A 14,426-nucleotide genomic window follows, 5' to 3' on the forward strand; every position below is an offset into this window, starting at 1 on the left:
CACGTTAAGTTAATACTCAGAAAATATTTTATAACAAAAAAGGAGACGTCAATTCAAATGTGAATTACGTCCCCAATTTTCTTCATTTCACTCGATCTTCCCATTCCTCGCGCAGCATGCCCATGCGGATGGAGTCGTAGTAGACGCCTTCCCAGTAGCGGACTTTGCGGATGCGGGCTTCCATCGTCATGCCAAGCTTTTCGGCGACGCGGATCATCCGCATGTTACCCGACCACGTCGTAAGGCCGACACGGACGAGCGGCATTTCGTTGAATAAATGATCGATCCACATCGTGAGTGCCTTCGTTCCGTAGCCGCCGCTCCAATATTTCGGCTCGTAGATGAGGATGCCCATCTCAAGCCAGAGGGACGGCTGGTGCTCCCAATAGTAGCTCAACATGCCGATAAGCTCGCCGCCCACTTCGATGCCCCAATTATCGTTCTGCCCAACGATTTTGTCTTTCCGTTCCAGAAACGCTTCATACGTCATCGTCTTATGCGGGAAATATGGAGCGTCCCATTTTTTCCATTCGGGATTCTCCTCTTTGAATGTCAATTCCCACATCCGATGCAAATCTTCTTCTTTGATGGGACGGATTGTGACGCCGTCTAGTGTATAAGTCAAATAAACTTCCTCCGGTTCTTATAAATACTTAGCGAACCAGCCCGTAATCTCGTTTAATCTTTCAACACGCAGATTCGGTGCGCCGGTCCGCGATAAGTTATGGTCTGCATCTGGGAAGCGGACGAATTCCGTCTCTTTCCCCATGCTCTTCAATGTAATATATAGCTGTTCCGCTTGTTCGATTGGGCAGCGGAAGTCTTTTTCCGAGTGAAGGATCAATAACGGCGTCTCCACGTTTTCCGCGTACTTCAGCGGGGAATGTTTCCATAGCGTTTCAACGTCCTTCATGTCCGCGGCAATTTGCCAGTCGCTGAAGTAGTAACCGATGTCGGATACACCGAAGAAGCTGATCCAGTTGCAGATCGAGCGCTGTGTGACGGCCGCTTTGAAACGGTTCGTATGGCCGACGATCCAGTTCGTCATGAAGCCGCCGTAGCTGCCGCCCGTTACGCCGAGGCGGTTTTCATCGATCCAATCATTTTCCGCCAACACGTAGTCGGTTGCCGCCATGATGTCTTCATAGTCGCCTCCGCCGTAATCGCCGCGGACGGCATCGACGAATTGCTGGCTATAGCCATGGCTGCCGCGCGGATTGATGTAGAGGACACCGTATCCTTTAGCCGCGAGCAACTGCATTTCATGGAAGAACGTATTCCCGAACATCGCGTGCGGTCCGCCATGGATGTCGACGATGAGCGGATATTTCTCCCCTTCTTTGAAGTCGGCCGGTTTCATGAGCCAGCCGTGGACATCCCAATCTTTTGCCCCTTTGAAGAAAATTGATTCCGGCTCGACAAGTTTCACTTCCTGCAAATAATCTTTATTGAATGAAGTGAGGGCTTCCCTTTCGCCCGTCGCAACCGTCAATTTATAAATCTCGCCCGGGTTTACGGGATCGCTCGCTGCGACTAACGCGAAATCGCCTTCCGTATTCACATCATAGCCATACACATGCTCGTTCTCTTGGGATGCAGGGTACAGCTCCCCTTCGAGCGTTGCGAAATACAGGCGGACGTCGCCCATCGTCGAAAGCTGGAAGTACAAGTCATTATCCTTCGTCCAGACGGCACTTGGCGCGCTCGCCCCTTGCTGATGATCCGCAACCGTGTAGTCGCCGACCGGAGCATCGACGCTTTCCGTAATGTTGATCGTATTGCCGCGTGGCGTATCGTACACATACAAATTGCTATGTGTAGCATTTTGGAAAGTGCGATCCGAGCCGATATATGCGATATAATTGTCGTCTACCGAAAATCTTGCACCGCCGTAATAACCTTCCTCATCGACGATGACCGTCTCTTCCTTCGATTCAACATCGACCAAATGGAGCGGCTGACGGAATGCCCAGTCCAAATCCTCATCCCGGTTCACGCCGATGACAAGCTTGCTGCCGTCATGCGAAACGGCCTGCAAAGTATGCTGGTGGTTCCCTTTCGTAAACTGCGTTACCTCTTCCGTTACAAGATCGATAAAACCGATTTGTTTGAATGAATCCTGCGGCAATAAACCGACGCCGTCCATTTTATATTTCATCTTCGTCACACGAACGGGTTCCGGTTTCTTCTTTTCATCCTTCTCTTCTTTATCTGTGAACGTCTTGCCTTCCTTCACCGAAGCTTCAAACCAAATCTTCTTGCCGCATGGCGACCATTCGAAGCCGGATACGCCATTTTCGAATGATGTCAGTTTCTTCGCTTCGCCTCCGCGGGCGGATTGGATGTACAGCTGGTTCTTCTCATCGCGATTTGACAAAAAAGCGATCTGCTTGCCGTCCGCCGACCATTTTGGCGAGCTGACGCGGTGTTGTCCATACGTCCATTGCGTCGTTTCTTTCGTCTCGAGGTCAATATGGTACAGGTTTGCGATATATTTGTTTTCCTCTTTGTCGATATGCGTTTTGATGAACAGCGCTTCTTTTCCGTCAGGCGATAGTTGTGGGTTCGTGACGGATTGTAGTTTGAATAAATCATCTGTTTGTAGGTTTCTCATCTGAATTCCCCCTTCATTTTTCTATTCTACATATTTCGACACCCGTAGGAGTTTCCCCTTTTTATTTCACGATTTTTTTCTGATGCAGACAGGAGATTTCTGCTTATTATCTTGGGTAGTGACGATCATAAATCCGCACAAGTGATCATATATCCTCACAAGTGATCATAAATCCGCACGAGTGATCATATATCTGCACGAGTGATCATATATCTGCACAAGTGATCATAAAACCGCGCAAGTGATATTAAATCATTATCCATCTTCATTTTTCACCAAAACAGCTTAAAAAGCCCTTCCACATTGCGTGGAAGGGCTCCCTCATTTACAGTCTCACTTGATCTTTCAATGAACGTCGTAGAATTTTCCCCGTTGTATTCTTAGGCAGTTCATCCAAGAACTCGATTGTTTTCGGCACTTTGTATTTCGCCAATCGGTTCGCGCAGAACGCTTTCAGCTTATCCGCGTCCGCTTTTGCACCTTTATTCAATACGACGAACGCTTGGACTTCTTCGCCGAAATCGGTGTCGGGCACGCCGATGACAGCTGCTTCGACGATGTCGTCATGGGTGAATAACACCTCTTCGACTTCCCGCGGATAGACGTTGTAGCCACCGACGATGATCATGTCTTTCTTACGATCAACGATATAGAAGTATCCGTCTTCGTCCTGGCGTGCCAGATCGCCTGTGTATAGCCAACCATCGCGGATGGCGGCGGCAGTTTCTTCCGGCATTTTGTAATAGCCTTTCATGACGTTCGGTCCTTGGACGACGAGCTCGCCGACTTGGCCGACAGGCACTTCATCCCCATATTCGTCCACGACTTTATTTACTACATTGATGATGTTCGTCCCAATCGATCCGGGCACCCGCTCGCGGTCCAGCGGGTTGAAGCATGTGACCGGGGACGCTTCGGACAGGCCGTATCCTTCTGAAATCTTCACATTGAACTTCTCCTCGAAGTTGTGGAGCAATGCGACAGGCAACGATGCCCCTCCGGAAATCGCGAGGCGGATCGTGTTGAAATCGGCCGGGTCGCCTTCCGGGTATTGATAAAGGAAATTGTACATCGTCGGCACTCCCGCAAACACGGTCCCGTGCTGTTCTTTAATCGTCTGGAACACATCCCCCGGGCTGAATCGCGGCACGAGCAGGATTGTCGCCCCTTTCAGCAACGGCGCGTTCACGACGACGGTTAGCGCGAACACATGGAAGACAGGCAAAGTCGCAACGACACGGTCGTTTTCCGAGAACCCTAAATAATCCCCGACATCGCGCGCGTTCGAATACAGATTCTTATGTGTCAGTATCGCGCCTTTCGGGTGGCCCGTCGTTCCGGACGTATAGAGGATGATAGCGGTTTCATTTTCGTCAACTTGTATCGGTTCGAGATTCGTCCTGCCTGTTGCGATCAGCTTGGAAAACAGCTTCACTTTCGCTTTCGCCTTCTCCGGCAGCGCCGCCACTCTCTCCCCTACATCGGCACTCATTTCACAGACGACATAGTTCTCGATCGAAGGAAAGAGCGTCGCGGATTTCTCGACTAACGGCAATAGTTGATCGAGTGCGATGACCGCTTTCGCATCGCTATTATGTAAAATGTATGAAATTTCGTCAGGCGAATAAATCGGATTGATCGGAATCGCGGTCGCTCCGATCCGCATCGTCGCATAGAGCGAAATGAGGAAATGCGGCGTATTCCCTAACAGTAATGCAACATGATCTCCCTTTTCGATTCCCAACCCTTGCAACGCCGACGCAAACATGGACACTGACTGATCGAACTCGGCATATGATGTGTCTTTCCCCATAAAGTGATAAGCCGTTTTGCCAGGCTGCAGTTTCGATGTTTCATTAACTTGTGACACCAAATTCATACTGAACATCCTCCCTTTTGCTTAAATGAACCACCATTCATTAAACCCACCTATTATTATATAGGAAAAATTAAAAGTTCACAATACTTTTAAAAAACCTATATAACTCTTAATTCGGTGCATTATCTTTTTTTATTTCAGGAAAGTATTAAAAAAGCCTTCCCTGTTTTCAAGGGAAGGCTACAAGTTCTCCGGTGTCCGGATATGGGCTAAATAGCGCCAGCGGATGAGGTAGAAATAAATGACTTGCAAAGCTGTAAATCCGACGAGCACCATTGTGAGCTCGCGGACGATGGAGATTTCCGCGAGGGCATCCCAGATGACTTGCAATGATAGGAACGCAAATGAGCTATGAACGAGCGCGACGCCCCATGGAACGAAAAATTGCGGGATGAGCTGCCGGTTGACGATTTTCTTGAATTCCTTGTCGGTGATGCCCATGCGCCGAAGCACATCAAACTCCTTGCGGTCGCTATCGAGCGACGTGTAGAGCCGGAAATAGATGAAACTTCCTGCGGCAAGCAAGAAAACGCCTGCCAACAATAATCCAATGAACAGCAGCAATGTGAACGTCGTCCGTATGACGGAATAGTTCAGCCCGGGGTTGTCGAAGGTGAAATGCAGTTTCCCGCGTGTTCCCATTAGAATCGATTCCGTCACAGAATGCTCGATCGTCAGTCCGATGTTTTTCGTCTTTTGCCAGTCCGGAATATCAAATGCGTGATAGACGGACGACGGCTCGACTTGCAACGCGATTTTGTCATAATCGGCGTCGTTCAAAATGATCGTGTTCGTGCCAATCGCATGAGGCGGGAACAGTAGATACGGGTATGCGCCGGTAATCCGCACCGTCATGCCGCTTTCCTCTAGTACGGTCCTGACCGATTGTTTGTTCAACTGCTCAAATGTGGAAACGGTCGGCGGCAGGAACAACGCCTCCCCTTCCTTTAATTCAAATGCTTGGTAGCCAAACGACCTCGCCAACCTGTTGACACTCGAAAGCCTAATGATCGTAACGGTATAGTCCGTCAACGTCGACCTCTGCTGCAGCACAGGGAATTTCACGTAAGTGTAGTCAATTCCATTCTTCCTCAGTTCATACCCGAGCCGGTTAATATGCTCCTGCTCCATTTCATTGCCTGGAAAGCTTTCGTACACAAGACCGAGCGGGTTCATTTCCCGGTATTGGGAAGCGAATGAAGTGAGAGATGCGAGAATGCCGACAGACATGAATGCGACGGTCGAGACGATCGTCACAATGAAAAACATCCGGGCATTCTCCTTCAGCCGGATGACGCCTTCCGAAATCGCGAGCAATCGAAAATGACGCCAATAAAATTCTTTCCGCACTTTGAACAGATGGAGGAGGAACGGCAACGAGTCCGTGAAAAATAAATACGTGCCGAGCGTCGCGAGCGGCGGCAACAGAAAGATGAGGCCGATGACGATGCTGTTTGACGTAAAAGCAGCCATGCTATAGGACAGTCCGAGGAGCACGAGTCCGATCACTCCGCGGGATTTTGAAAAGCCGTGTTGCTCTTTACCGACACTGTCACCGCGAATTAATTCATCGAGCTTCCCTGTCCGGATGAAAACCGGGGCGACCCACGAAATGATGACGAAAAGGCTCAAGAAAGCGCCGACCGTCAGCGCGAACGGCTCCCACGATAAATACAACGGGAGCGCCGGCAGCAGGACGATCCTTTTTACGACCATAAAGAAAAACTTCGAAAACATATACCCTAAAAAGGTGCCGATCCCGATCGATGCCGCGCCGATAATGAGCGTTTCTGTGAAAATGAGCCGGTGCAGCTGCCGCTTTTCCATCCCTAAATGGAGGAGGATGCCGAACTCCTTCGTCCTCGCTTGCAAGAAGGCCCGCATCGAATAAAACAGGAAGAACATCGTGAATATGTATAGGATGATTTCAGCGATGCCCATGCCAAGAACCGCAATGTCCTGCACCGCACTGCCCTCGAGCGACGGATGGAACAGCAGCATGGAATAAAGGAAAAACACCATGACCGAAAAAACGCTCGCCATGAAAAAGGCGGCGTAAATACGTCGGTTGCGCATGACATTCCGGAAAGCGAACTGGCGAAACGTCATGATGCAACCCTCCCTATCCGGCTGTCCGTCTTACAGCATCCGCAAATCATGGACATTCCCTCCAAGTAAACTAAGCACATTCAATATCCGCTGGAAAAACGTCTGACGCCGCTCGTCCTTGTAAATTTCATTGAAAAATTCGCCGTCCTTGATGAACAGCACGCGGTCGCAATAGCTTGCCGCAATCGGATCATGCGTCACCATGATGATCGTCGTCCGCTCGGTTTCATTGACAAGGCTGAGCAATTCAAGGACTTCCTTTGCCGATTTTGAATCGAGGTTACCTGTCGGTTCATCCGCTAAAATAAGCTTCGGCTTATGAATCAGCGCCCTTCCGACAGCAGTCCTTTGCGCCTGCCCTCCCGACAGCTCATCCGGGCGTCTATTGAGGATCTCCTTCAGGCTCAATTGCCCCGCCAACTTGTCGATCCGTTTTTGCATCTCCATGATCGGCAATCCGTCCAATGTGAGCGGAAGGACGATATTTTCTTCCACCGTCAAACTTTTGAGCAAATTAATGTCCTGGAAGACGAAGCCGAAGTTGTGCCGCCTGAACAGCGCCAGCTCATTCGAATTCAACGCTTCGGGCTCGATGCCGTCAATCATGACACGCCCGTATGTCGGCATGTCGATCGTCGAAATGATGTTCAACAACGTCGTCTTCCCGCTCCCCGAAGGCCCCATGATCGCGATGAACTCGCCCTCTTCCGCCTCGAAGTCAAGACGGTTCAACGCGCGGTGCATCACTTTCCCTTCATAGATCTTCGTCACTTGCTCCATTTCCACGATCGAGTTCTTCATCCGCTTCACCTATCTCTCCATTTGTAAACAGTATCTTGACGGAAGTTCCTTGCCCCACTTCGGATTCAATCGTCAATGGATGGCCGAGCTTCAAACAGACCTCATCGGCGATGTACAGTCCCATTCCTGTCGATTCACCGGTCAGCCGACCATTTTCACCCGTAAAGAACGCCTTCGTCACACGTTTCAGGTCGGATGCCGGAATGCCGACCCCTTCATCGCGAATTGTGAGCTCGAAGCCTATAGCGGTCTGTTTTGCTGACAGATAAAGGCGCTTTCCTTTTTCAAACGTATATTTCACAGCATTCGTAATGAACTGTCCGATGGCGAGTTTCATCCATTTTGGATCCGTCGCGACGACTAGCGACTCATCAATTGATATGACCGGAAACACGCCATTTGTTATGAACAGACGCTTATGGTCCGTTACTACCTGCTGGATGAGAGTCTTTAATACGACCCTTTCAATCTGCATGTCTTCCTCAAACGTTTCAAGCCGCGCATTAAGGAGCACGATATCGAGTCCTCGCTGGATTTTATCCATTTCTTCGCTAATACTCCGCTTATCCAGCACACCATCTTCTTGGAGCAGCAAGTTGATGACGGAAATCGGAGTTTTCATCTGGTGCACCCATTGATTTACGAATTGGAGCTGTCGATGCTGAGATGCGTATAGTGATTGCACTTCAGCTTGATACAGCCCATACAAATCGCGCATGAACTTCGCCGATTGGAGTTGTTCGGTCGTCAACACTTTTCGGATGAGCGCATCTTCCATCTTTTCCGGTTTTCGTAAAATCGCCTCGTAATACGGGCGCCGGGTAATGAATTTCCCGACAAGGAAGCCTGCCGTCAGCAGCAAGCTCATAATGATCGAATAAATTGCCGTATTAAGCCCCCGGAAGCCGTCCAGCCAATACAAGACGAGAATGAATGCCACGAGGAGCATTTCGAAGATGATCCACGATAAATGCTCTTTTAGGAATAAAACAATCTGCTTCATGATTCCTCCGGCGCAAGCAGGAACCGGTAGCCTAACCCGCGGACCGTCTCGATGACCGATTGTACGTCATAATCCGCAAGTTTTTTCCGCACGCGCGTCATATTCACATTGAGCGTATTTTCATCGACAAACGACTGGTCGTCCCATAATTCTTCAAGCAGTGTTTCCCGCGACACAACTTTCGGCGACGCGTCCATCAGCAGCTCAAGGATGACGCACTCCTTCTTCTGGAGCGGAATTTCCTCTTCGCGCAAATGGAGCTCCATACGTTCGATGAACAGCTCGAGCGAACCGAGCTTCACCGTGCGCTCTCCTTGGCTCGGCGCATATTCCCCGAACGCCCTTCTCAAATGACTTCTGATCTTCGCAAGGACGATCTCGTAATGGAAAGGTTTCGTTATGAAATCATCTCCACCGTTTTCGAGCGCAAACACTTGGTCCATATCGCCTGACCGCGCCGAGATGAAAATGATCGGGCACGTCGTCGTCTGCCGAAGCTGCCTGCACCAATAATAGCCGTCGTATGAAGGCAGATTGATGTCGAGCAGGATCAAATGCGGATCGAACGCCGTACATTCCGTCTCCACATTATCAAAATCCTCCACGATTGCTACGTCATATTGATACTTGCGCAACGTATCCGCGAGCAGCCGCGCAATTTTTTTATCGTCCTCAACAATGAAGATACGATGGTTCCTCATCGCAAATTCCCCCTTCGTTATTCCAACTATTATATCGCAAAAATGGAGTAGACGCTCGGAAGGCACTGGGAATTGCTTGAAAAAGGGTTATCACCGACTCGAGAGGCTTTACCACCGATTCTCAGCCTGATACCATCGATTCCCGAATTTATCACCGCTTAGGCGGAGTTTATCACCGTTCAGACAGACTTTATCACCGCTTGCCCATTAAATTAATGGTTAAATTTATCAATAACCAGACCCATTCCATTGACTACACTCCCCCAATCTTTCCTGCATATAATACGACAAAAGAAAAAACCGGCTATGCACCGGTTTTGAACTCAATAGATTAAATTGATAAATTCCTCTTTCGTAATGCCACCCAGCAGCGTCGGGATATCGACTGCATCGAGCGCTTTCGTGATGGATTCGCGATCATATTGACCGTTTTTCAAACTGTCCTCAACAACCGCCACATCGCCGACGCCGAAAAAGTCACCATAAATGCTGACGTCATCAATTTTCCCTTTTTCAACTTGCAGGCGCACATCGATGCCGCCTACTGGGAAGCGATGGGAATGCTGCATATTGAATTTCGGGGATTTACCGTAGTTCCAGTCCCAGTTTCCGTAACGTTCTGCTGACAACGCACGAATGTTATCCCAGTCCTCGTCGGTCAGTTCCCAATACTGGATATTCTCTTCGCCTTCGAAAATCGACTTCAGGATTTCCATGCGGAATTGTTCAATCGTCATCGGCTCTTCGATGAATTCCGAAATGTTCGCGACACGGCTGCGAATCGATTTGATTCCCTTCGATTCGATTTTGTCCTTCTTCACTTTTAAAGCAGACACAACACGCTCGATTTCCGTATCGAACATTAACGTTCCGTGGGTGAACATGCGACCTTGCGTAGCAAATTGCGCGTTGCCCGAAACTTTACGCCCTTCGACAAGAATGTCGTTGCGCCCGAGCAATTCGGCTTTGACACCCATGTCCGCCAGCGCCTTGATGACCGGTTCGGTGAACTTCTTGAAGTTGCGGAACGATTCTCCATCATCTTTCGTAATGAAGCTGTAATTGAGGTTCCCTAAGTCATGATAAACGGCGCCTCCGCCTGAAAGCCTCCGGACGACGTGGATGCCGTTCGCATCGACGTATTCGGTATTGATCTCCTCGACTGTATTTTGGTTCTTGCCGATAATGATCGACGGTTCGTTGATATAGAACAACAGAAACGGATCTTTGTCGACGTCCATATTTCTCAATACATACTCTTCGATCGCAAGGTTGATCCTTGGATCTGTAATGCCTTTATTATCAACGAAATACACAATAATCGCTCCCTATGTAAATGAATTCATTTCTATTTTATCCGAAATGAACAGAAAAGTGTTGACATTTGATTAGCTGTTATAATACAATCATTCTAACAAATTTAGTTATAGAACAATAGGAGGATGATGAAATGGTCGAGAGTATCGTAGAGTTTTTCAGAAACCTGCCTGCCAAAGCCTGTGACGTTTGTGGAAATGAAATCGAAGAGAAGCACGAATGCTATAGCAATAAATGTGACGAGTGCAATATCGTCTAATTTTTTTACCAATGCTGTTATATCACAATAGACTATTTGCCCATTTAGTATTAGTACAATAAGAACAGGAGGGAACACGATGCTGGAGAATGTCATTGAGTTTTTCAAGAAACTGCCTGCCAAAACCTGTGCCACTTGTGGAAAAGAAATCGAGGAACAGCACGAATGCTACAGTAATAAATGCGATGAGTGTAACATCATCTAATTTTTTTGCCGACGCTGTTATATCACAATAGACTATCGCCCATTTAGTATTAGTACAAAAGAACAGGGGGGGGAACACCGATGCTGGAGAATGTCATTGAGTTTTTCAAGAACCTGCCTGCTAAAACATGTGCTGAATGCGGAAAAGAAATCGAGGAACAGCACGAATGCTACAGCAATAAATGTGATGAATGCAACATCCTATAAAAAGTAAAACAGTAAAACAGCTGAGATGCAATATCTCAGCTGTTTTCATTCACCCAATAAGTCGGGTTCGTCCGTAGCGATGCCGTTGACGCCCATCGCTTTCAACCGCAAGGCGGCTTCGGCGTCATTCACCGTGTAAGCATATACCGCGAGACCCTCGTCGTGCATCGAGTTGACGAAAGGAGGCGTCAATGCTTCGTAGCTCACGTTGATGCCTGAAGCGTACGATAGAATATCCTTCAATTCCTTCTTCGTTAGTTCCGCTTCCTCCCCTTCGTCGAAGGAGATCAATTGAATCAACGGAATCTCAGGGTCGATCTTATGCACTTGCTTCAACGCCTTCTTGTCGAATGAGAGGATGACCGCTTTCGGATACCCTTTGGCGTCGATACCGGTTAATCCCTGCTCCTTCAAGAGACGGACCAATTCCTCTTCGATACCCGGGTATTGCTCCGCATCTTTCAACTCGATGACAAAGCGAAGGTCTCCTTTCAACTGTTCGACCACTTCACGCAACGTCGGGATTTCATACGCCTCTTCGTCTCTGCCGCTGACGGCGATTTTCTCGCCTTTCTTCTCATCCGCGGTCAGCTGTTTCAGTTCGGCCAATGTGAAATCCTTTATCTTCCCGGCTGCTTCTGTCGTTCGTTTCACGTCATCGTCATGCATGACGATCAATTCCCCGTCCTTCGTCAAATGGACGTCAAGCTCTACGTAATCGGCATTGAGATCTTCCGCGAGCTCGAAGGCTGGCAGCGTATTTTCCGGTTCGTAAGCCGATGCGCCGCGGTGCCCGATGATGAGGAACCCTTCCTCCGGCATCGGATTGTCCCATTTGTTTCCGATGGAACAAGCAGACAATAGGATTGCTGTACTAATGATTACTAGTATCTTTTTCATACAAAATTCCTTCCAATTGAAAAAGTCCGCGGGTAGCGGACTTTAAGATTTAATTCGTAAATAGATCCGCAATGACTTCTTCCACGGCCGCTTTACCTTGATCGACGCAGTCCGGCAGTCCGACGCCGTCATAAGAGGCGCCTGCCAATTTGACGTTCGGGAAAGCCTCTTTCAATTCTGCGCGGGCAGCATCGATCCTTTGGCGGTGTCCGACCCGGTATTGCGGGCGGTCTTCCTTGAACCGTGTAATGACCGTGAAGTCCGGTTTGCCTTTGATCGGAATGATCTTCCCGAGATCTTCGAGGACGATCCGCTCGATTTCGTCATCCGGCAAATCAACGATCGCATCTTCCCCTACCCGTCCGACAAACGCACGCAATAGAACTTTCCCTTCAGGCGTCGACGTCGGCCATTTCCGAGACACCCATGTGCATGCGGTAATGGAGTAATCGCTGCTCCGGGAGACGAGGAAACCGGTCCCTTCCATATCTTGGACAACATGCTCCTCCGGAAATGCGAGTGCGACTGTTGCGACGGAAGTCGTATGGATTTCCTTTAACCCTTCAAGCAGTCCGTGGGAAGCGAACAGTTGGCTTGCCGCCATATGACCTGTCGTCAAAATGACAGAATCGGCGATGACCGTTTCACCGTTGTTCAGCTTCAGGACGTTTTGATTTCCCTGCTTGGAAATGCTATCGATGCGGATCCCTTTTCTCACCGTGCCGGGTTCCATATGCTGTTCCGCCGCTTCGACAATCGATTCAAGCCCGTTCAGGAGTGAATGGAACGCCCCTTTTTGGGAGGCGCCATGACCATTCTTCTGCGGTACTTGCTTCGGCGTCGTCTTCTTCATGCCGAGGATGAGGCTGCGGTGTTTCTTTTCGACTTCGTAAAATTGTGGAAACGTCGATTGCAGGCTCATATGGTCGATATCGCCCGCATACACTCCCGATAATAGCGGCTCGATGAGGTTTTCGACGATTTCCGTCCCGAATCGGCGGCGGAAGAAGTGGCCGAGTGACTGGTCCCCTTCAACCCCTGAACGCGGCAAGACGAAATCCCCTGCCGCCCTCAGTTTGCCTGCCAATGAAAACAGGTCCGATTTCAAGAACGGGCCGACTTTCGTCGGAATGCCCATGACGGAGCCGCCCGGAATCGGCTGCAACCGGCCATTCACGAGGATATACGCTTGTCCCGTCGCATTGCGCACGAGATCGCCGCCAATGCCGAGATCTTTCGCGAACGTATCCATGCTTTTCTTTCGGATGAGGAAACTGTCCGGTCCCCGTTCGATGACAAAGCCGTCACGGCGGACCGTCTGGATTTTCCCGCCTAGCCGATTCGTCGCTTCGATCAACATCACTTCAATCGGCAAGTTTTGTTCACGTGCCGCTTTTTGCATATAAAACGCTGCGGAAAGGCCGGTGATCCCTCCACCGACGATGACGACCCTTTTCTTCTGTTCATTCATGTCATCACTTCCTAGCTGCCATTAGGCTTCTTTCAATTGTTCAAGAACAGCATCTGCCATTGAGCTAATGAATAGTGAGTCCGTATTCGGCATAGCCGGACGGTAATACGATGCACCGATTTCATCGCATACGACTTTACACTCGTAGTCGTTGTCGTATAGGACTTCCAAGTGGTCCGAAACGAAGCCGACCGGCGTATAGACGAATGTTTTATAGCCTTCTTTTTCATGCAAGTCGCGTGTCAGATCCTGGACGTCCGGTCCGAGCCACGGCTCGCCCGTTTGCCCTTCACTTTGCCAGCCGACTGCATAATGTTCCACTTCTGCCGCTTCCGCAATCAATTTCGCAGTCTCATCCAATTGCTCCGGATACGGATCCCCGAATTGCTTGATCTTTTCAGGAAGCGAGTGCGCCGAAACGACGAGGCACGCTTTTTCACGTTCTGCATCGCTCATGCTAGCGTACGTGCTGCGGATTTTTTCCGACCAGTATTCGATGAATTTCGGCTGCTTGTACCAGCTCTCGACCGACGTCATGGAAATGCCGTGCTTCTCGGCTTCTTCCTTCGCGCGTTCATTATATGATTTCACGGAGAACGAAGAATAATGTGGCGCCAATACGATCGACACCGCTTCTGTAATTCCATCCGCCTCCATCTGTTCCACTGCTTCTTCGACGAATGGCGTAATATGCTTCAAGCCGACATAGACGCTGAATTCGATTTCATCCTGCATCGCATTCAGACGGTCGCCAAGTGCATTCGCCTGGTTTTCCGTTATTTTCGCGAGCGGGGAAATGCCGCCGATCGCTTGATAACGGGCCTTCAGATCTTCCAATTGTTCCGGTGCTGGCGGACGGCCGCGCCGGATATGCGTGTAGTACGGTAAGATATCCTCTTCCTTGTATGGCGTTCCGTACGCCATGACTAAAAGTGCCATTTTCCTTTTTGTCATCAGTTGC

The 14,426-nt window shown here is 49.4% G+C and carries 14 protein-coding genes; 3 read left to right on the plus strand and 11 right to left on the minus strand.

What is annotated here, in order from left to right; translation table 11 throughout:
• Positions 1 to 82: 82 nt before the first annotated feature.
• From AB1K89_RS04680 to lplA, 8 genes are all read right to left on the minus strand, one after another.
• Positions 83 to 625, minus strand: coding sequence for a GNAT family N-acetyltransferase (locus AB1K89_RS04680; protein WP_413053630.1), 543 nt, complete (start codon positions 623 to 625; stop codon positions 83 to 85).
• 18 nt (positions 626 to 643) lie between these two features.
• Positions 644 to 2,614, minus strand: a complete 1,971-nt coding sequence (locus AB1K89_RS04685; protein ID WP_413053631.1) for a S9 family peptidase — start codon at positions 2,612 to 2,614, stop codon at positions 644 to 646.
• Between the two features lie 325 nt (positions 2,615 to 2,939).
• Complete coding sequence (locus tag AB1K89_RS04690; protein ID WP_413053632.1) at positions 2,940 to 4,493, minus strand: fatty acid--CoA ligase family protein; 1,554 nt, start codon at positions 4,491 to 4,493, stop codon at positions 2,940 to 2,942.
• A gap of 180 nt (positions 4,494 to 4,673) precedes the next feature.
• Positions 4,674 to 6,602, minus strand: a complete 1,929-nt coding sequence (locus AB1K89_RS04695) for an FtsX-like permease family protein (RefSeq protein ID WP_413053633.1) — start codon at positions 6,600 to 6,602, stop codon at positions 4,674 to 4,676.
• Between the two features lie 30 nt (positions 6,603 to 6,632).
• Positions 6,633 to 7,403 carry an ABC transporter ATP-binding protein gene (locus AB1K89_RS04700; protein WP_413053634.1) on the minus strand — a complete coding sequence of 257 codons (771 nt, stop codon included), beginning with the start codon at positions 7,401 to 7,403 and terminating at the stop codon, positions 6,633 to 6,635.
• Positions 7,357 to 8,406, minus strand: a complete 1,050-nt coding sequence (locus AB1K89_RS04705; protein WP_413053635.1) for a sensor histidine kinase — start codon at positions 8,404 to 8,406, stop codon at positions 7,357 to 7,359. Before AB1K89_RS04705 ends, AB1K89_RS04700 begins: the two co-directional genes overlap by 47 nt.
• Positions 8,403 to 9,107: a response regulator transcription factor gene (locus AB1K89_RS04710; RefSeq protein ID WP_413053636.1), complete on the minus strand. Its 705-nt coding sequence runs from the start codon at positions 9,105 to 9,107 to the stop codon at positions 8,403 to 8,405. The genes AB1K89_RS04705 and AB1K89_RS04710 overlap by 4 nt, the downstream gene beginning before the upstream one ends.
• Before the next feature lie 323 nt (positions 9,108 to 9,430).
• Positions 9,431 to 10,423, minus strand: a complete 993-nt coding sequence (gene lplA / locus AB1K89_RS04715) for a lipoate--protein ligase (RefSeq protein ID WP_413053637.1) — start codon at positions 10,421 to 10,423, stop codon at positions 9,431 to 9,433.
• 134 nt (positions 10,424 to 10,557) lie between these two features.
• Here lplA and yhfH (AB1K89_RS04720) point away from each other — a divergent pair, with 134 nt between their 5' ends.
• From yhfH (AB1K89_RS04720) to yhfH (AB1K89_RS04730), 3 genes are all read left to right on the plus strand, one after another.
• Positions 10,558 to 10,683 carry a protein YhfH gene (gene yhfH / locus AB1K89_RS04720; RefSeq protein ID WP_413053638.1) on the plus strand — a complete coding sequence of 42 codons (126 nt, stop codon included), beginning with the start codon at positions 10,558 to 10,560 and terminating at the stop codon, positions 10,681 to 10,683.
• Positions 10,684 to 10,762: 79 nt separating this feature from the next.
• A complete protein-coding gene (yhfH, locus tag AB1K89_RS04725; protein WP_413053639.1) occupies positions 10,763 to 10,888 on the plus strand; it encodes a protein YhfH in 126 nt (41 codons plus the stop codon).
• A gap of 80 nt (positions 10,889 to 10,968) precedes the next feature.
• On the plus strand, positions 10,969 to 11,094 hold the full coding sequence (gene yhfH, locus AB1K89_RS04730; protein WP_252502348.1) for a protein YhfH: 126 nt from the start codon (positions 10,969 to 10,971) through the stop codon (positions 11,092 to 11,094).
• Between the two features lie 45 nt (positions 11,095 to 11,139).
• On the opposite strand, the gene AB1K89_RS04735 is transcribed toward yhfH (AB1K89_RS04730), so the two are convergent.
• From AB1K89_RS04735 to hemH, 3 genes are read right to left on the minus strand one after another with little or no spacing between them, the layout of a single operon-like run.
• Complete coding sequence (locus tag AB1K89_RS04735; RefSeq protein WP_413053640.1) at positions 11,140 to 11,994, minus strand: glycerophosphodiester phosphodiesterase; 855 nt, start codon at positions 11,992 to 11,994, stop codon at positions 11,140 to 11,142.
• Between the two features lie 49 nt (positions 11,995 to 12,043).
• On the minus strand, positions 12,044 to 13,465 hold the full coding sequence (gene hemY / locus AB1K89_RS04740; protein WP_413053641.1) for a protoporphyrinogen oxidase: 1,422 nt from the start codon (positions 13,463 to 13,465) through the stop codon (positions 12,044 to 12,046).
• 21 nt (positions 13,466 to 13,486) lie between these two features.
• Entirely contained in the window at positions 13,487 to 14,419 is a 933-nt protein-coding gene (gene hemH, locus AB1K89_RS04745) for a ferrochelatase (RefSeq protein ID WP_413053642.1), read from the minus strand.
• Between the last annotated feature and the right edge of the window lie 7 nt (positions 14,420 to 14,426).

The sequence above is a fragment of the Sporosarcina pasadenensis genome, assembly GCF_047228845.1.
Classification (GTDB): Bacteria; Bacillota; Bacilli; order Bacillales_A; family Planococcaceae; genus Sporosarcina.